This is a genomic window from Shewanella litorisediminis, from assembly GCF_016834455.1.
Lineage (GTDB): Bacteria > Pseudomonadota > Gammaproteobacteria > Enterobacterales > Shewanellaceae > Shewanella > Shewanella litorisediminis.
Genome location: NZ_CP069213.1, coordinates 2,234,219 through 2,253,486 on the forward strand (window position 1 = coordinate 2,234,219; position 19,268 = coordinate 2,253,486).

Annotated in this window: 10 protein-coding genes; all 10 read left to right on the forward strand. The window is 55.6% G+C overall.

All coding sequences use genetic code 11. The features are described 5' to 3' along the window. Nucleotides 1-19: 19 nt before the first annotated feature. Nucleotides 20-1,939, forward strand: coding sequence for a transglycosylase SLT domain-containing protein (locus JQC75_RS09695; protein WP_203323924.1), 1,920 nt, complete (start codon nt 20-22; stop codon nt 1,937-1,939). Between the two features lie 147 nt (nt 1,940-2,086). Continuing rightward, nucleotides 2,087-2,875, forward strand: coding sequence for an EAL domain-containing protein (locus JQC75_RS09700; RefSeq protein ID WP_203323925.1), 789 nt, complete (start codon nt 2,087-2,089; stop codon nt 2,873-2,875). A 36-nt stretch (nt 2,876-2,911) separates the two neighbouring features. Continuing rightward, nucleotides 2,912-3,841 (forward strand): AAA family ATPase, encoded by a 930-nt coding sequence (locus JQC75_RS09705; RefSeq protein ID WP_203323926.1) that lies wholly within the window; start codon nt 2,912-2,914, stop codon nt 3,839-3,841. Nucleotides 3,842-3,852: 11 nt separating this feature from the next. After that, complete coding sequence (locus JQC75_RS09710; RefSeq protein ID WP_239001990.1) at nt 3,853-4,872, forward strand: DUF58 domain-containing protein; 1,020 nt, start codon at nt 3,853-3,855, stop codon at nt 4,870-4,872. Continuing rightward, nucleotides 4,872-6,935, forward strand: coding sequence for a transglutaminase TgpA family protein (locus tag JQC75_RS09715; RefSeq protein WP_239001991.1), 2,064 nt, complete (start codon nt 4,872-4,874; stop codon nt 6,933-6,935). The genes JQC75_RS09710 and JQC75_RS09715 overlap by 1 nt, the downstream gene beginning before the upstream one ends. A 92-nt stretch (nt 6,936-7,027) precedes the next feature. After that, a complete protein-coding gene (recC, locus tag JQC75_RS09720; RefSeq protein ID WP_203323929.1) occupies nt 7,028-10,525 on the forward strand; it encodes an exodeoxyribonuclease V subunit gamma in 3,498 nt (1,165 codons plus the stop codon). Between the two features lies 1 nt (nt 10,526). Then, nucleotides 10,527-14,192: an exodeoxyribonuclease V subunit beta gene (recB, locus tag JQC75_RS09725; RefSeq protein WP_203323930.1), complete on the forward strand. Its 3,666-nt coding sequence runs from the start codon at nt 10,527-10,529 to the stop codon at nt 14,190-14,192. Next, nucleotides 14,189-16,084: an exodeoxyribonuclease V subunit alpha gene (gene recD / locus JQC75_RS09730; protein ID WP_203323931.1), complete on the forward strand. Its 1,896-nt coding sequence runs from the start codon at nt 14,189-14,191 to the stop codon at nt 16,082-16,084. Before recB ends, recD begins: the two co-directional genes overlap by 4 nt. Before the next feature lie 99 nt (nt 16,085-16,183). After that, nucleotides 16,184-17,194, forward strand: a complete 1,011-nt coding sequence (locus JQC75_RS09735) for a D-alanine--D-alanine ligase (protein ID WP_203323932.1) — start codon at nt 16,184-16,186, stop codon at nt 17,192-17,194. Between the two features lie 256 nt (nt 17,195-17,450). After that, nucleotides 17,451-19,172, forward strand: coding sequence for an AMP-binding protein (locus JQC75_RS09740; protein WP_203323933.1), 1,722 nt, complete (start codon nt 17,451-17,453; stop codon nt 19,170-19,172). The last annotated feature ends 96 nt before the right edge of the window (nt 19,173-19,268 follow it).

A 19,268-nucleotide genomic window follows, 5' to 3' on the forward strand; every position in this document is an offset into this window, starting at 1 on the left:
TCACAGAGGACGTTTCACCATGCTGAAGCAGTTTTACGGCATTTGTCTCACTTCACTGATGTTCATCAGCCCGCTGGTGTCCGCCGATATCAAGGATGACCGGCAACAGTTTCTCAAGGCAGAAAAAGCCTTACGGGAAGGTAATGCAGCGCAGTACGCCAAGTTGAGAAAGGGCCTTGATGACTACCCCCTTGCCCTTTATCTCGATTTTGACGCCCAAATCGACACCCTGGTGATGCTGCCCGGCAACAAGGCCAAGACTGCCATTCTGGCGTTTCAAAACACGCCACTTTACGGTAATGCCCGCTATCGTTACCTGCTTGCGGCCGCCAGGGGGGCTCGCTGGAAGGATTTTCTGACCATCAGCCCCGATACGCCAAAAGATACAGTGCTGCAATGCCACTACTATCACGCGTTACTGGCTGAGGGGGATAAATCACGCGCTTTTGAGGGTGCCCGCCGCTTATGGCTTAACGGCAGCTCAATGCCGGATGCCTGTGATCCCCTGTTTACAAAATGGGCCAAAGCTGGCCATCGCAGTCAGGAGCTTATTTGGAGCCGTATGTTCCTCGCCTTCGAAGCCCGGGAAGCGTCACTCTTGAGCTATCTGGCCCAAAAGGTCACCAACTACCCGAAAGAAGCCCAAAAATTGCTTGCCTTGTATAAAGATCCCCGAAACCTCAGGCACATGGACAGGTACAAGGCCAAGGCCCCTGTGATGGCCGAAATGGTAGAGTTAGGGCTTAAAGCGCTGGCACGCAAGGATTTAAAAGAAGCCGTTGCCCTGCTTGGTAAATACGAAAAATCCGGCCGGTTTACCAAGGTGCAGGCACAAAGCCTGCACTCCTTTATGGTTCGTCGCGTGTTACTGAGACAGGAAGAGTCGCTGCGAAGCTATGCCGACAGGCATTTACCAGTGCTCGCATCGGACGACCTGACAGAGCTTCGCCTCCGCTGGGCCATACGGGATGCCGACGACAAAGCCATCAGGCAATTTTTGCCGCTCCTGAGCACGGATACTGCGGCCAAAGATCGCTGGCAATATTGGCGCCTCAAGTACGAAAATGACCCCAGCGTCATCGACTCCCTCTCTGCGCAGCTGGCAGCCGATAGAAGTTTCTACGGATTTCATACTGCGCAATCCCAGAGTAAGAGCCCATCCCTCAATGAGGTTAAGACTGCTGTCGATGCAGCCCCTTCTCCCCATGTTGATAAGACAGATGGAGCAGATCCCGCATTAGCCAGGGTGACGGAGCTCCTCGCGCTTGAGCGGCCACGTCAGGCCCGTGTGGAGTGGCTCGGACTCTTGGGTCGGGAAGATGCAGCCGGCAAGGCAAAATATGGCCATTGGGCAGTGGAAAACGGCCTCTATGCCCTCGCCGTCGATGCCTCCATCCAGGGTAAGTTCTGGGATGATTTGGGCATGCGCTTCCCTCCCGCGGAAGAGCAGAGCTTTGCCAAGGCCAGTAAACGCCATAAGCTCAATGCTGAAGAGCTCAGGGCCATCGCCCGTCGTGAGAGCGCCTTTAACCCTGTTGCGCAATCGGGCGTGGGTGCGCGGGGGTTGATGCAGCTGATGCCGGCAACAGCGAAACAAACCGCCAAAAAACAAGGCATAAAATACAGCGGCGAGGCATCACTGTATGAACCAGCCCTGAATATTCAGCTGGGCAGCGCCTATTACGCGAGCTTGCTGGAGCGATATAACAATAACCGGGTGCTGGCAACGGCGGCCTATAACGCCGGGCCGTCGCGGGTCAATGCCTGGCTGGCACGCAGCGAGGGCAAGTTGGATGTGATGGCCTTTATTGAATCCATTCCTTTTACCGAAACCCGCGAGTATGTGCAGGCCGTATTCAGCTATCGCTTAATTTATGAACATCGCAAAGGAGCGCCCCAGCCCCTTTTCAGCGAGGCAGAGCTTAAGTTCAAATACTGAAACACGCTAATCATCTATCGGGGGCCAATGGCCCCCTGAATATATTTACGGCATACGGCTCACAAAGTGGGACTAAAGGTTATTTCCGGGTTGCAATATCCACGCAAATGCGATTTATTTGCATTACCTTTATTCCCGATGTGTACCATGACGCCATCTTCTGACGCTTGCCCCCGACCTATTCTGATGGGCTGTGAATACCAACCCTTAGTCTGCCTGGCCACCGGCAACACTGTCGCCTATGAAGCCTTGTCTCGATTTTACAGTACTGACGGCCAGCCAATTGCCCCCAACAGGGTATTTGAAGTGCTCCATGCTCACCCACAAGCGCTGGCAGAGCTTGAACTGGCGGCAAAAGCGTTTCAGCTGCACCATGCACCCGCTGACATGCCACTCTACCTTAACCTGGATCCCCACAGCCTGGCGTCCAATAGTCCATTCGCTGACGCACTGGCACGCTTGCTTATCCAACCGCTTCATCCTCGAAACCTGGTTATTGAGCTCATTGAAAATACCTGCATTAACGATGCCTTGATGGCCTCCCAACTGCTTCTTACTCTGCAAGGCGCCGGGCTGCAGGTGGCGCTGGATGATGTGGGTGCTCCCCACGCCATGTTATCGCTGGAGTTGGTTTCACGTGTCGATTGGCTCAAGTTTGACCGCCATTGGCTAAGCAGAATCCCAGAGTCAGCAGACGCCCATTTACTTGAATCCCTGGTGTCCTATGCCATAGCTTCCGCCAAAGGCACTGTCATTGAAGGCATAGAAACCGAAGAGCAACGCCAACTTGCCGCAAAGCTTGGGATTGGGTTGGCTCAGGGGTTTCTATTTCGCGATAAGTTCCTACAACCGGATGAAAAATCGCCAATTTCGGCATCAATTTTGCGGGCATTTGACGTCTGTAAAGCTGGATCCCCCGTCGAAAATTGCGCATAGTTAGGCTTTGAGTTACCCGCACCTGAGGATGAAAGGATGCAGGAAAATACCGCAGCCCAAAATGCCACCGAACTGGAAAACCTGATTGCCCAACTACAACGGGTCCTGCTGGGTAAACCCAAACAAATCCGCCTGGCCCTCTGTTGTGTACTGGCCCGCGGACATCTGCTGATAGAAGACTTGCCCGGCATGGGCAAAACCAGTCTGAGTCAGGCCATGGCCAAGAGCCTTGGCCTCAGCTATCAAAGGGTTCAATTTACCAGCGACATGTTGCCAGCCGATATTCTCGGGGTATCGATTTACGATAAAACAATGAACCAGTTTGTATTTCATCCAGGTCCCCTGTTCAGGCAGATGGTACTCGCCGATGAAATCAACCGCGCAAGCCCCAAGACCCAAAGTGCGCTGCTTGAGGCCATGGCCGAAGGGCAGATCACCGTCGATGGTGTTACCCATCCGCTGCCCAAGCCCTTTTTCGTGATTGCAACCCAAAACCCTACCGATCAATCCGGTACCTTTCCCCTGCCCGAGTCTCAACTTGACAGGTTCATGATGCGACTATCCCTGGGTTACCCCAGCAAGGAAGCCGAGCTTGCCATGCTCAAAGGGCAAGGGGAAAACCCGGCCTCGGCGCTTCCCCAATGCATCAGTCCACTGGGGCTGATGCAACTTCAGGCTGACGTTGACAAAATCACCTGCTCCGATGCCGTGCTGCACTACTTGCTGGCATTGGTAGAAGAAACCCGCACTCAGGGTGAAGGCTACGGCCTGTCGCCCAGGGCTACCAAGGCGCTGCTGGCCTGTGGCAAATCCTGGGCGTTCCTCAGTGGCCGCCAGTTTATGGTGCCCGAAGATCTGCAGGCGGTGTTTGTTGCGGTCGCGCAGCACAGGCTGAGGGCCAGCAGCCAACATCAGGGCCAGAGCCTGGCCGAACGTGTCCTTGGCGCTGTGAATCCCATCCGCTGATGGCAAAGGGCATGTCTGTCAGGCTTGAGCCATTCCTTGCCAGGCGTTTACCGCCCGCGCGGGAGCAAACCCTCAGCCACAAGGGGATATTCATTTTACCCAGTGGCTTTGGCCTAGCCTGGCTGGTGTTAACGGCCTTGCTGTATCTTTTGGGCACCAACTATCAAAACAACCTGATAATCGGCATCAGTCTGCTGCTCGTCAGCCTGTTTGTCAGCTGTATTATTTACAGCTACCGCAATCTCGAAGGCCTTACCTTAAAGCGTTTAACGCTGCCACCCATCTACGCCGGCGAAACCCTCGCCATGCCATTACAGCTCAGCACCCAAAGGGATGCCCATCAAATCGCTATGGCCTATCCAGGCATCAAACCTGTGTACGCGTCGGCCAATACCACGCCCACGGAGGTACTCATCCCGATCCCGACAGTCAAACGCGGCATATTAACGCCCGGACGGCTTAAGGTTGAGTCCCGCTTCCCACTGGGATTGATGCGCACCTGGACCTGGGTTGACCTCGACATAGCCCACCCCGTGTTTGCTGTCCACAAGATGGATACCCTTATCCAAACACCCCAGTCTGAAGGCGATACCCATGAACAGGGGTCTTTGGTCAGCGGCATGGATGAGTATCAGGGATTGAAGAGCTATATACCGGGGGAGTCGCTCAAACAGGTCGCGTGGAAACAATTGGCACAGGGACGGGGCATGTTATCCAAAGATTTTGCCATGCCCCAGGGCGCGCCCCGCTGGCTGAGTTTACCGGGGCAGATGCCCGAAGGGCGGGAACACTGGCTCTCTGTGCTGTCATACTGGGTGGATGAACTGAGCAGTCGGCAACAGATCTTCGGGCTACGTTTACCCGGGATAAAAATCGCGCCTTCAAGTGGCGATGCCCATCGGCTGGCCTGTCAGGTGGCTATCGCCACCTTCGATTCTGCACCAGTCAGTCTTGATGCAGCCGGGACTGAGCCTGAACCTGGCGCGAAAGCCCAAACCCAAGCGCAACCTCACATGGAAGGACATGATTGATGGGACCTTCCAGTAAACATCACGCAGAAATTATTGGCCGCAGCACACTCTTTTGGTTGCTGCTCACGCACTTCGCCCTGATAGCCCCGCTGGCCGATAAATCGACCCCGTGGACCCTTGCCATCAGTGCCATCTGCCTGGTGTGGCGGGTTGGGATTTTCTACGGCCGGGTCGCGCGGCCACCGCGCCTCTTGGTAACCGGTCTTGGCATCGCCTCCGCCGTCACCCTGGCGTTGGTCGGCAAACAGATAGGTCTTCTCAATGCCTTAATGAACCTGCTTATCCTGGGTTACTCACTCAAAACCATCGAAATTTTGGGTAAACGAGACGTGCGCACCGTGATTTTGGTGGGCTACTTCCTGATTGCCATCAACCTTATCGACAACCAGGGGATAGGTGCCATGGCACTGGCGCTGGCACTCTTCTGGCTTAACACCCAGTCCCTGCTGACGCTTTATCGAGACCCCGGCGTCAAACGCGATGCCCTCGCAATCAAACTGGTTTTACAAAGTTTACCATTGGCCATATTGCTTTTTTTGGTGCTGCCAAGACTGCCACCGCTGTGGATGGTGCCCAGCCTCAAAAGCAGTGTCACGGGGCTGGGCAGCGAATTGGGATTTGGTGATATCAGTAAACTGACCCAGTCGGATGAACTGGCATTCAGAGCCAGATTCGATGGTAAGGTTCCGGCCAATCCGGAGCTTTATTGGCGCGCGCTGGTGATGGAAGACTACGATGGCGCCCATTGGCGCCAACACAGTGGGATTAAACGGCTCGAGCGGGAAGCATTTTTACTGGGCAGTGGCCGCAGCGAACCCGTCTCTGACCCACAGCTGAACTCAACAACGACCAAGGCGCCGTTGAGTTACGAGGTCATAGCCGAGCCAAGCGGTCAGCGATGGCTATTTGGTTTGGATGTGGCCTTTTCCGATACTCAGGGCGTGGTCAACCTTCCCGACTATCGCCTTTTTGCATTAAGACCTCTGGATGGACGCTTTCAGTACCGTGCCCGAGCATATGACACCCGGATGGACGTAAGGCTTTCTGACAGCGTTAGGCGCCTGAATCTCGCCCTGCCCGATGGCATTAATCCCCGCACCCGTGAGCTGGTCAGTAAACTCAAGGCCGAAAGCAGTTCACCGAAAGAATTTATTCAAACGCTGATGACAAGATTCAGCACAGAAGCCTATTACTACACCCTGTCACCGCCACCGGTGGGCAAGGCCCAGATAGATGATTTTTTGTTTGATAACAAACAAGGCTTTTGTGTGCATTACGCCACCGCCCTGACCTTTATGGCCAGGGCTGCAGGAATCCCGGCACGCCTGGTTTCGGGTTATCAGGGCGGCGAGCTCAACCCAAGAGCCGGTTATGTCAGCGTTTACCAGTATATGGCCCACGCCTGGAGTGAAGTTTGGTTTGAGGATCAGGGTTGGGTACGGGTAGATCCCACCGCCATGATTGCTCCCTCTCGCATCCTCGACGGCTTTGATGCCACTTTCGACCCGGATGAGAGTTACCTGGCGCAAAACCCTTTCAGTGGTCACAGATTTAAGGAAATCTCTTGGCTGAATAATCTCAGGCTACAACTGGCCAGTATCGATTATTACTGGAGTGTCTGGGTTCTCGGTTTTGACAATGAGCGAAGGGAAGGTTTGCTCAAAGGTCTGCTTGGCGGCCTTAAACCCACCCGCCTCATCCTGTTTGTTCTTGGGATAAGTGCCGCCATTTTACTGTTTGTGGCCTGGCAAGCGGGCATATTGAGGCTGCCGAGCAAACAAGCGCCGCTGCTGGTAGCGTTCAGGCGGGTGGAAAAGTCCCTGGCGGCTATGGGTCTGCCACGGGAACTTGCCGAAGGCCCGGGAGATTATGCCGTACGGGTGGGCGCAGCGATGCCGCTACTGGCGGCCGACCTAATCCGCTGGGCCCAGCAGTTCAGCCACCTGAGATATAGCAGTGAAAAGCCTAGCCCGAGGGCACTGAAACGCTTTGTGAAAGAAAGCCGTGTCCTTGCCGGCCGTATCCGTAAACAAGGCAAAATTCCAGCCGCCACGCCTGACTGAGTTGAATGGCCTAAGTCAGTCTCATACAATGAGTTTTCTTTGCTCCAGGTAGCAGGGCCCTTTCTTGGGGACGCATTTTTCTAAGGGATAGCATGTTCACTCTCGTTCAGTCCAACCGTATGGAACGTCTGGCACAACGCCTGGCCGGCGAACTTAATCAGGCATCGACCAATGTGCTGGCATCCGAACAGATTTTGGTGCAAAGCCCGGGTATGGCGACCTGGCTCAGATTGGAAATTGCTGCCCACAATGGCATCGCCGCCGCCCTGGACTTCCCCCTGCCATCCAATTTTATCTGGTCGCTCTGTTATGCCTTGCTGCCGGGAGTGCCCAGGGAAAACGCCTTTACCAAAGATGCCATGACCTGGAAGTTAATGGCTCTGCTGCCAAGACTGATTGAAACGCCCCATTTCGAGCCACTGCGGGACTATTTGAGCGGCGACTCTCCGCTGAAACTGTTTCAACTGGCCAGCCGGGTCGCGGACATTTTTGACCAGTATCTGGTGTACCGCCCCGATTGGATAGTGGCATGGGAACAGGGTGAAAACGGCCTGAGCCCAATTGGCAGTCCCCTGACGCAAGGCGCTGCCCTCCCCGATAATTGCCTGTGGCAACCCCTGCTTTGGCGTGCCTTGGTGCAATACAACCAGGATGAACTTGGGCAAAGCCACTGGCATCGCGCCAATTTACATCAGGCACTGGTGGCTTCGCTTACCAATCCTGCCACCGATATCAGCGCCCTGCCCAAACGGCTCTATGTCATTGGTATTTCGTCATTACCGCCCCAAACCCTGGAAGTGCTTTACGCCCTTGGCAGCCGCATTCCTGTGACTATGCTCAGCCTGAGTCCCTGCCGTCAGTACTGGGGGGACATAGTCGACAGCAAACTCAGGGCCAAACTGGCGCTGAGATACAAGGCCGACAAGATGCTGCCGGAGCATTGGGAAGAAACCCTCGAAGTGGGCAATCCCCTGCTCGCCGCCAACGGCAAGATGGGGCGCGAGCTGCTTGATCTGGTGTTGTCGCTGCCGCCGGAGCATTTCACATTGGACGACAGTGGCTACGAAGCCAATGATGACACCCATCTTTTGGGCAGGCTGCAAAACGACATTCTGGATATGGAGGTAGCGGGCGCGCCACTTTGTGCCGATCTTGCCCGTTATCAGTCCCATGAGGGTAAGTTTCTGTTGCAGGAGCAGGATAACAGCCTGGTTCTGAGAAGTTGTCACAGCCCGCTTCGGGAAGTCGAAACCCTGCATGATCATCTCCTTGGCCTGCTGTCAGACAGTCAGGGCGCGCTGTCGGCCAAAGACATAGTGGTGATGCTGCCCGACGTTGCAGCCTATGCGCCCTTTATTGATGCCGTGTTTGCCTCCCGCCGCGGCGAACACTTCATCCCCTATGCCATCGCCGACCGGGGTGCAGTGCAGGAGTCACCCCTTATCCATGGTTTTTTAACCTTGCTGGACATCAACCACAGCCGTTTTGGTTTGTCGGAAATACTCGGACTGCTTGAAATTCCGGCAGTGATGGCAAGATTCAAGCTGGATGAAGAAGAGCTTTCACGCCTTGGCAGCTGGCTCAGTGAAGCCGGTGTGCGTTGGGGCCGTGATGCCCAAAGCAGGGAAAGACTTGGCTTGCCCGCCTTTGACAAGCATTCCTGGGCCTTTGGCATTCGTCGCTTACTGTTGGGCTTTTCCCTGGGCGATGAGGGGGATTTTTATCAGGGCACTCTGCCATTTGCCGGCGTTGAGGGCCAGCAGGCCCAGTGCATAGGTAAATTGCTGGACTTTATTGAACATCTTGATGAGTTTGCCACCCGGTTTGCCGCTGCCGACAGCCTGGCTCGCAAGTTTGCTGAAATCACCTATCTCACCGACACCCTGTTTTCGCCACTGCCTGAATATCAGGAAGAACTGAATCTTATCCGTGAAACCCTCTGTGACACCCAAAAAGCACTGCAATCATCGGCAAGCAGCGAAAGCCATCTCAGTGACATATCACTGGACGTTATCCGCCAGACCCTAGGCAGCAAACTGACCGATGCCCGGGTCGGCCAGCGCTTTTTGGCAGGCTCAGTGAACTTCTGTACCCTGATGCCCATGCGTTCCATCCCCTTTAAGGTCGTGTGTTTACTTGGTATGAACGAAGGCGTCTACCCCAGGGTGCAGCACCCCGTGGGCTTCGATTTAATGGCTAAAACGCCTGCTCGCCGGGGCGATCGTTCACGACGTCTCGATGACAGGTATCTGTTCCTTGAGGCACTGCTGTCCGCAAGGGAGCAGCTTTACATCAGCTTTATAGGCCGCAGCGAACGGGACGACAGCGAACGCCTGCCCTCCATGCTGGTCAGCGAACTGCTGGACTGCTGTGAACTGAGCGCCTGTGTTCCCCAAGGCAGCCTGGTTAAACGTCTGGTTAAGCAGCAGCCACTGCAGCCCTTCGACCCTAAGCTATACCTGCCCCATCAGGACATCACCCCAAGTTATGCCGCCCAGTGGTGCCCCCAGGAAACCCACCCGCCGCGTCCCTTTATTGATGACGCGCTGGACGGGGTGGATGAAGATGAGCAAACCCTGCTGGAGCTTGCCTCCCTTATCCGGTTTTACCGCGACCCCGCACGCTTTTTCTGCCAGCGCCGCCTCAGACTCGATTTAAGCCACAGACTCGATATTCTGGACGACTGCGAGCCCTTTGATGTGGATGCCCTTGGCCGCTACCAGCTTCAGCATCAGATGCTCAATGCCGCGCTGGAAGCCGATGAAGTCAGGCAACAGCAGGCCATGGATAGCCTGTGTGACAGACTTGCCGGAGCCGGGGCCTTACCCATGGCACCGTTCGACAAGCTGCTTTTTGGTAGCTACCGGCGGGATCTGGCGCCCATTCTCGACCGGTGCCGCTTTATCATGGGAGAGACCGAAGGACAAAGCCTGAAGGTATCTCTGGAGCTGGATAAGGGACGTAAACTGGTTGGCACCATAGACAAGGTCTTTGCCAAGGGGTTGTTGGTGGCAAGACCCGGCACTGCCAAGGCCAAAGATGTGCTGGCGCTGTATCTGCGCCACCTGTGTCTGTGCGCATCAGGCTACCGTCAAACGAGTTTTTTGTTGGATGTGGGTAACTTTCATGCCTTTTTACCCCTTACCCCCGACAGCGCGCTGGCAAGCCTTAAGGATGTTGTCAGCCACTACTTCGAGGCAGTGCATACCCCTTCGCCACTCATTCCATCGCTTGCCATGGTCTATGTAGAGGCCCTGGCCAGTGGTGCCAGCCAGGAAGAGTCGTTGGCAGAAATCAGTGCCAAATGGGATGACGGAAACGGTATGGGCGAAATCACTGAACCCCACAATGAGCGCCTGTTTGAGTTTCCGGCAAGCTTTGCCACCTCAGAGTTTGGCGCCTTGGCAGCGCGCCTGTGGCGACCACTTCTTGGCAATTGCTACAAGGGGAAACTCGCCGAGCTTGCCGACTTTGTCAGCAATCCATCGTCGATATCACCCATATTGCCCCGCGATTTCGAAGACAATGAGTCCGCCGCCAACACCGACATAGATGCCAATAACCCCAAGCACCGGGGAGAGGGACAATAAGATGCAGACCTCAACCCCTTTGGATGCCTTTACCCTGCCGTTCAGCGGTGCGCGCCTGATTGAGGCCAGCGCCGGCACAGGTAAAACCTACACCATCGCCAACCTGTATTTGCGTCTCCTGCTTGGCATTGGCGAGCAGCGCCCCTTCAAAGTCGAAGAAATTCTGGTGGTAACCTTCACCAATGCCGCCACCAGTGAGCTTAGAGACAGGATCCGGCGCCGGATTCAGGACGGCTTTCGCCTCTGCCTTGGCGAGCCCAGCGAAGACTCGTTCCTCACCCGACTTCTTGAAGCCATTTCCGACAGGCAACTGGCCCTAAGACAGCTTGACCTGGCATTAAAGACGTTGGATGAAGCGGCCATCTACACCATCCACGGCTTTTGCCAACGGGTTCTGTCGGATATGGCCTTCGAGTCGGCCCTCCTGTTTGAAAGCGAATTTACCCTCGACGACAGCGAGCTTTTGGCCATGGCGGCCGCGGATTTCTGGCGCGCGCACTGCTACCCCTTAAGTGCGGATATTGCCGCCCTGATACAGGAAAAATTTGCCTCGCCCAAAGCGCTGGAGCGGGAGCTTAAGTCGCTGCTGGGCGCAAGAGACGCCGCCGTCGATATTCGGGTGGATGATTTCAATGAGCTTGCCAGCGGCTTTAGCGCTCGCATCGCAAGGCTTCGCCTGGCCTGGCAACGACAGGCTGAAGAAACCCTCGCCGCACTCAGTCAATTGCCCCTTAATGGCGTGAGCTACGGCAAGGCCGCCGATGGATTCCCCAAACTCAGGAACCACTGGGATGCCATGGAAGCCTGGGTGCTTCGCGGCGACGGCATGCCACCTGAAAAGTCCATGCAAGCCCTTGCCTACGGCAATATCAAACTGAATAAAGGGGGGCAGCTGCCCGCCCCTGAAGCCCTTTCGCTGCTGGTACACATTGAAGCTTTGCTGCAGGCCCAGGAAAATCTGCTGCCCGCATTCCTGGTGCTCGCCAGAGATGAGATACGTGAAAGATTCGATACCCTCAAGGCCGAGCGAAACCTCATGGCACCGGATGACCTCCTGAAGCATCTGGCCAAAGCCCTTGGTGTCCATGGGGCGAGTTCCGATTGCGGCCCCGTATCCGACATCGATAGGGATATCGCCCTCAGGTTATCCCGGGAAGTGGCGAGCCGCTTCCCCATGGCGCTGATTGATGAATTTCAGGACACAGATCCGCTGCAATTTGCCATCTTCAGCGCCCTGTACCGTCAGCAGCCGAAGGCGCAGGGGCTGTTGATGATTGGCGACCCCAAACAAGCCATTTACGCCTTCCGTGGCGGCGATATTCACACCTACCTGGGTGCCAGACGCGCCGCTTCCGCCCACTACAGTCTGGGCACCAATTACCGTTCATCCAGCGCCATGGTTAAGGCTGTCAATGCCGTTTTCAGCGCCCGGGAGCGGGTGTTTTTAAGTGATGAAATCCCTTTCGAGGCGGTTGAGGCATCTGATAAAGGCACTAAACGCCTGTTAATTGATGGTAAACCCCAGGGGCCGGCACTTGAAATCGCACTGCTTGGCGAAGATCCCGACAAAGGATTGAATAAGCAAACGGCCAGAACCCTGCTTGCAGAAGATGCAGCCGCCCACATAGGCCAGCTCCTCAGTCTTGCCGCCGAGGGGCGCGCGGTGCTTACCGACCGGCAAAGGCCGCTATTGGCAAAAGACATTGCCGTGCTGGTCAGAGACAGAAACGAAGCGGCGTTCATTAAAGACGCCCTGACCCGGCGAAATATCGGCGCTGTATTTTTGTCCCGTGACAATGTGTTTGCCACCAAAGAAGCCTCGGAGCTGCTGCATGTGCTGGCCGCGCTTGCCCAGCCTCGGGATGAAAAGCGCCTTCGCGCAGCCATGGCCACCCGGCTGATGGGCTGGAACCTCAGCCAGATAGCGGCCTTCAATCAGGACGAAGACGCAAGGCGTCAGGCACTGGAGTGCTTTGAGCGCTGGCATCAGCGCTGGCAAAGGCAAGGCGTCATGCCGGCCTTAATGGCCTTTGCCGACGACACCCGATTACTTCAGCGCCTTGGTGGCGAAAACGATGCCGACAGGCGCCTGACTGACTTTCGTCACCTGTGTGAATTGCTCGAGCAGGCCGCGGCCTCCCTCGATGGGATAAGTGCGCTTGTCGGTTGGTTTGAGCAGGCGCTGCTGGATCCCGGCAGTGACGAAGCCATGCAGCTGAGGCTTGAGAGCGAACAAAACCTGGTACAGATAGTCACCATCCACAAAAGCAAGGGGCTGGAATACGGCCTTTGCTATATCCCCTTTCTGAGTCTGGCCAGAGACAGTCGCGGAAAACCCTCACCGCTGCTTTACCACAAAGACGAGCGTCTGGTGTGGGATCTGCTGCAATCCGACGACGGCGTCGAATGCTTCGATACTGAGCACCTGGGTGAAGATCTGCGCCTGCTGTATGTGGCGCTCACCCGCCCTGTCTATGGTTGCCGCCTGGGACTTGCCAATCACAGTCGTATGCTCAAAGCCGGGATAAGCAGTGAGGTGCATAAGACAGCGCTGGGCTTTGTGCTTGGTATCGACAGCAAGGATTGCGACTTTGCCGCACTGCGCCAGGCCGCAGAGCGCGTCTGCAGTCATGCAAATGGTAGCGATATCATGGGTGTGGTGGACATTATCCAAAATGACCTGACGCCGCTGGAAAGTGCAGAGCCCCCAAGCGAAGTGCCACCAAGCCCGCGTACCCCAAACCGCATCGGCGAAGAAAGCTGGCGCGTCGGCAGTTATTCTGCGCTGATAGCCCAGGGCGCTGGCCATACAGAACACCATGGGGATGCCCTGTGGGCCAACACAGAAATCACTATGCCCGCCATCCCCGGGGCTGCCGATGAGTCGTTTTCGCCCCAGGAGCTGCCGCTGCACGGCGAAGAGTCAGAGCCTGAACTCACGCCGGCACTGAGTCGCTTTTCTTTTCCCCGTGGCGCCAATGCCGGCAGCTTTATGCATCAGGTACTGGAGCTTATCCGCTTTGATGCGGTGGCCCAGACTCTGCCCGAGGTGCTGCCCGATGCCATGGCCCATTTTGGTATCGAAACCCTGTGGCAACCCGTGCTGGAAGCCTGGTATGAGGACCTGATGCAGGCACAGCTTGATGATGGCAGCAGCCAATTTTCACTGGGCGCGCTGGCCCCCGCCAATCTGCTGGTGGAAATGGAGTTTTATCTGCCCGTGAGTCGGCTCAAGCCCGGCGCCCTTGGCGATCTGCTGGCGCTCTATGGTTATCGCAGTGACTTTGGTTTCGACACCCTGAATGGCATGCTCAAAGGCTTTATCGATCTCTGCTTCAGCCATAACGGTCGCTTTTACATCGCCGACTACAAATCCAATCATCTGGGCGATACCCTCGGCCACTATCACAGGGACGCCATGCACAGCGCCATTCAAGACCACCACTACGATTTGCAGTACCTGCTTTATACCCTGGCGCTGCACCGACTGCTGAGAAGCCGTCTGGCACACTACGACTATGACAAGGATATTGGTGGCTGTTTTTACCTGTTTTTGAGGGGGATGTCGGCGTCAGTTCCCGGCAGCGGGGTATTTTTTGACAAGCCGCCCAAACTCTTGATTGAGGCACTGGACGCCTTGTTTGAAGGCCAGGAGATACGGTTATGATCCAACTTTCAGGCAAGGCGTGCAGCAGCGATGCGCTCAAACAACAACTAAAGCTGTGGCAGGCACAGGGCGAGCTGTCGTCACTGGATCGCCATTTTGCCCTGCAAATGGCTGAGCTTCACAATGACGATTCGCCGCTGATGTTGCTGATGTGTGTTTTGGTGTCACGGCAGCTTTCCCGTCAGCATCCCTGTCTTGACCTGAGCGCACTGGTACTTGCCAACCCTCTGGGTACCCGTCAGGCGCAGCTCAGTATTCAGGCCGATTATGCAGCGCTGCTGAATGCCATCGCGGCGCTCGATGCCGTTGGCACCCCGAATGACAACAAACCGCTGATACTGGAGGGTAAACGACTCTACCTTAAACGCTATCAGGGTTTTGAGAGCCGGGTTGCAGCGCGGCTTAACCTCATGGCCGCCAGGGAGCTGGACACCCACCCGCACACCGCAGCACTGCTCGAGGCACTCTTTCCCGCAGGTCATGACACCATCGACTGGCAGAAAATCGCGGTGGCAACCGCCGCCGGGAAGCAACTGACCGTCATTACCGGTGGCCCCGGCACGGGCAAAACCACCACGGTCACCAAGTTGCTGTTGCTTTTGTCGCTGTCGTCTTCATTGAATATCCGCATGGTGGCCCCCACGGGCAAGGCCGCGGCCAGGCTGTCGGAGTCCATTAAAGCCAGCAAGCAGCGCCTGGCACATGAGTTGACCTCGCCCCTTATCTCGCCAGTCGCCATTGAAAGCTTGCCGGAAGATGCCTCAACCCTTCACCGCTTGCTTGGTTATCAGCCGGGTAACCACAAATTCCGTCATCACAGGGACAATCCGCTGGATGTAGATTTATTGCTGGTGGATGAAGCCTCCATGGTGGATTTGCCCATGATGGACCGCCTGCTTGATGCCCTGCCAGGCCACGCCAGGTTAATTTTGCTTGGCGATCAGGACCAGCTTGCCTCGGTAGAAGCCGGCGCTGTGCTTGCCGACATCTGTGAAGGGGCACGCCATGGCTACCGTTACAGTGCAGCGCAAACCGAACGGATAGCCGCATTGACCGGCACCCGGCTTAGCCCAAGCACAAGCACACCGGGGCTTGGCGACAACCTGTGTCGACTGTTTCACAGCCACAGGTTTGCCGAAGATGCCGGTATTGGTCAGCTCGCCATGGCGGTTAATCAGGGTGATAAGGCCAGGGTCGCTTTCGTGTGGCAACAAGCCTACCCCGAGCTTTGCTGGATCCCGGGCGACAACAGCGACGGGCTTACGGCTCTGGTTCAGCTCGCCAAAACCGCCTACAGCGACTATTTACAGGCAATGAAACAGCAGGCTGAGCCGAAAATCATCCTTCAAAAATACAATGATTTTCGCGTGCTCTGTGCCATGAAAACCGGTGAATATGGCGTTGAAGGTATCAACAGGGCCGTTACCGCCGCCCTTGCCAAAGCCGGGCTCATACAGCCCACTCAGGAGTTTTACGCCGGTCGTCCGGTCATGATCCAAAGCAACGATTACAGTCTTGGACTATTTAACGGCGACATTGGCATACTGCTGCCGGTAGAAGGGGATAATCAGCGCCTGATGGCCCATTTTATTCAAAGCGATGGCCAAGTTCTTAAGGTGTTGCCAGCGAGGCTCCCGGGGCACGACACCTGCTACGCCATGACAGTGCACAAGAGTCAGGGCAGTGAGTTTGCCTCGGTGGCGCTCTCTTTACCGCCCACCCCCTCACCGTCACAGCAAAGTTTGATTGGCCGAGAGCTGATTTACACTGCCATTACCCGTGCCAAGGCAAAGTTTACCTGCCTCGGGACACAGGCTCTGTTTGACGCCGCAACTGAGCGTCGTACCGAGCGGGCATCGGGTTTGGCTGAGCGCTTGTGGCATGAGTATTAAATCTCTGTCATCTTCCTTGCGCCCCCTACGCGGGCTCATTACACTGCTCCTTTTGCCGGGAAAAGTCTTTACGCCGGTTTGACGTCTTTTGGAGACAAAATGAACAAATACAATCTGGTGCTGCTCTGTGGTGGCGGTGGCAGCGAACACGACATCTCTTTACTTTCGGCCAAATACTTCGAGTCGTGTCTGGCAACTCTGCCCCGTTTCAATACCCTGAGGCTTGAGCTCACCGCTGAAGGCCAATACCGCACCCGCGAAGGCGAGATTGTAGAGCTGACCAATCGCCGGGAAATTCGTTTTGCCGACGAAGCCAAGGCGCCGTGGCCGGTGGATTACGTCATCCCCTGCATCCACGGTTACCCCGGCGAAACCGGCGATATTCAGTCCTGGTTCAACCTTATCCGCCTGCCCTATTTTGGTTGTGGCTCAGAGGCCTCAAGTAACTGTTTTAACAAGATCACCGCCAAAATGTGGTTCAGTGCCCTCGGCATTCCCAACACCCCTTACCTGTACCTCGATGAGCCAAGCGATGACGCCATCGCCCGGGTGGAAGCGGCGTTTGATGAATGGGGCAGCGTATTTATCAAGGCCGCGAGTCAGGGCTCGTCAGTGGGCTGCTTCCCTGCCCATCGCCGTGAGGATATTCCAGGGCTTGTCCGTAAGGCCTTCGAATACGCCCCCTTCGTCGTAGTGGAGAAAACCATCAAGCCCAGAGAGCTGGAAGTGGCTGTGTATGAGTATCAGGGTGAAATCGTGGCGACCCGCCCCGGCGAAATCGTCTGTGCCGCCAACACCTTCTACAGCTTTGAAGAGAAATACGATACCAAGAGTCAGGCGGTCACCCATGTGGAAGCACCAAACGTAGACGAAGACACGGTTGCCGCCATTCGTGACTATGCGCTGCGGGCGTTTAAAGGCATGAAACTGCGCCATCTATCGCGCATCGATTTCTTCCTCACCGAAGATAATCAAATCCTGCTGAACGAGATCAATACCTTCCCGGGCCTTACCCAGATTTCCATGTTCCCCAAGATGCTGGCCCATCACGGCCATGATTTTGCGACCTTCCTGGAGCAGGCCATATTGGCAGAGCTCGAAGGGCGCTGATACCAAAGCCTTGATTACAAGCCAGCAGATTTGCTGGCTTTTTTATTGCGTATCGCACCTAAATTGGCATTTTTCACACAAGATCATTGTATTAGCCTTTAGTATAAAGCGGCATTGTGGCGCTTGTCCTTGGCATCACCTTTTGGCTAGAGTCAGAGTTCACCGGTTTGGCTGCTCAGGAATGGGCGGCAAACCGGCACAACTGGAATAACGACAACAATAACGACAAATCAACAAGCAACGCCATGGAGGCTTTATGCACATGTCCTCAGACCACACAGCGCCCGCCCCTTTTCCCCTTACCCAGAGTCATTATCGAGGCAGCGACACCCCTGAGCTTATTCAGGACACCATTGGCCGCTACCTTGAAAACATGGCCAATCGCTACCCTGATCACGATGCCATCGTTATGCATCATCAGAACATCCGCTGGAGCTATAGAAAGTACCTGACCGAAATCGACCGGTTGGCAACGGGCCTGTTGGCACTTGGCATAGGTCCGGGTGATAGGGTCGGGATATGGTCCCCAAACAATATTGAATGGTGCCTCACCCAGTTCGCCACCGCCCGCATCGGTGCCATCATGGTGTGTATCAATCCCGCATACCGCCCGGAGGAGCTGGAATACGCCCTGGTCAACGTGGGCTGCAAGGCCCTTATCACCCACGACAAATTTAAAAGCAGTGATTATCTGGCGATGCTGCAATCACTGGCGCCGGAGCTGGCCCACTGCGAAGCAGGCCAACTGCAATCGAGCCGCTTGCCGGACCTCAGGTTGGTCATTCGCACGGGCACACAGGCAACGCCGGGCATGCTGAACTTTGATAAGGTATGTGGCCTCGGCAGCGATACCGAATATGCCGACCTTGCCGGAATAAGTGAAAAACTCTCCCCCTTTGACCCCATCAACATCCAATTTACCTCTGGCACCACCGGCAATCCCAAGGGCGCGACTCTCTCCCACCATAACATTCTCAATAACGGCATGCTGGTGGCCCAAGGAATGCGCTTCAGTCATCTGGACAGGCTCTGTATTCCGGTGCCGCTTTATCACTGCTTTGGCATGGTGCTGGGTAACCTGGTGTGTGTTGCCACCGGTGCCACAGCGGTTTTCCCCGGCGATGCCTTTGACCCGGCCACCACGCTCGCGGTAGTGGAAAAAGAGCGCTGCACCGCGCTCCACGGCGTGCCTACCATGTTTATCGCGGAGCTGGAGCTCGCCAACTTTAACGGGTATGACCTTTCCAGCCTGCGTACCGGCGTGATGGCCGGCGCCACCTGCCCGGAAGAAGTGATGAAGCGGGTGCAGAGCCTGATGCACATGGAGGAAGTGGTTATAGGCTACGGACAGACAGAATGCAGCCCCATCAACAATCTCACCGAAATCGATTCTTCACTGGAACTCAGGGTGACCACTGTGGGCCGTGCCCTCGCCCACACCGAAGTGAAAATCGTCGATGTGTTTGGCAAAACCCAACCCATTGGTGAGCCGGGCGATGTGTGCAGCCGGGGGTATTGTGTGATGCTGGGATATTGGAACGATGAAGCCAAGACCCGCGATACCATAGACAACGAAGGCTGGCTGCACTCAGGCGACCTCGGCGTGATGGATGAGCACGGCTATGTGCGCATTGTCGGGCGCATTAAAGACATGATCATCCGCGGCGGGGAAAACATCTACCCACGGGAGATTGAAGAAAAGCTCTACAGCCATCCACAGGTGCAGGATGCCGCGGTATTTGGCGTGCAAAGCGACAAATATGGCGAAGAAGTCTGTGCATGGATAAAACTGCGCCCCGGAGCCAATATAGACGAGCAGGAAATTCGCCACTTCCTGACCGAAAAAGTGGCCTACTTCAAGGTGCCAAGGTACATCAAATTCGTGGATTCTTACCCCATGACAGTTACAGGTAAGCTGCAAAAATTCCGTATGCGGGAACTGATGTACGAAGAGCTTTATCAGGATATCAATCGCTAATCTGATTATGCCGATCGCAATAAAAAGGCCTGAACCACGTTCAGGCCTTTTTGCAGTCATTTAAGCTCAATGCTTGTGAGCTCAGTACTTTAAAGC

Excerpts from the sequence above, each read along its gene's own strand:
- recB (WP_203323930.1), top strand. The coding sequence starts at position 10,527 with ATGCAGACCTCAACCCCTTTGGATGCCTTTACCCTGCCGTTCAGCGGT.
- JQC75_RS09740 (WP_203323933.1), top strand. The coding sequence starts at position 17,451 with ATGCACATGTCCTCAGACCACACAGCGCCCGCCCCTTTTCCCCTTACC.
- recD (WP_203323931.1), top strand. The coding sequence starts at position 14,189 with ATGATCCAACTTTCAGGCAAGGCGTGCAGCAGCGATGCGCTCAAACAA.
- JQC75_RS09710 (WP_239001990.1), top strand. The coding sequence starts at position 3,853 with ATGTCTGTCAGGCTTGAGCCATTCCTTGCCAGGCGTTTACCGCCCGCG.
- recC (WP_203323929.1), top strand. The coding sequence starts at position 7,028 with ATGTTCACTCTCGTTCAGTCCAACCGTATGGAACGTCTGGCACAACGC.
- JQC75_RS09695 (WP_203323924.1), top strand. The coding sequence starts at position 20 with ATGCTGAAGCAGTTTTACGGCATTTGTCTCACTTCACTGATGTTCATC.
- JQC75_RS09700 (WP_203323925.1), top strand. The coding sequence starts at position 2,087 with ATGACGCCATCTTCTGACGCTTGCCCCCGACCTATTCTGATGGGCTGT.
- JQC75_RS09735 (WP_203323932.1), top strand. The coding sequence starts at position 16,184 with ATGAACAAATACAATCTGGTGCTGCTCTGTGGTGGCGGTGGCAGCGAA.
- JQC75_RS09715 (WP_239001991.1), top strand. The coding sequence starts at position 4,872 with ATGGGACCTTCCAGTAAACATCACGCAGAAATTATTGGCCGCAGCACA.
- JQC75_RS09705 (WP_203323926.1), top strand. The coding sequence starts at position 2,912 with ATGCAGGAAAATACCGCAGCCCAAAATGCCACCGAACTGGAAAACCTG.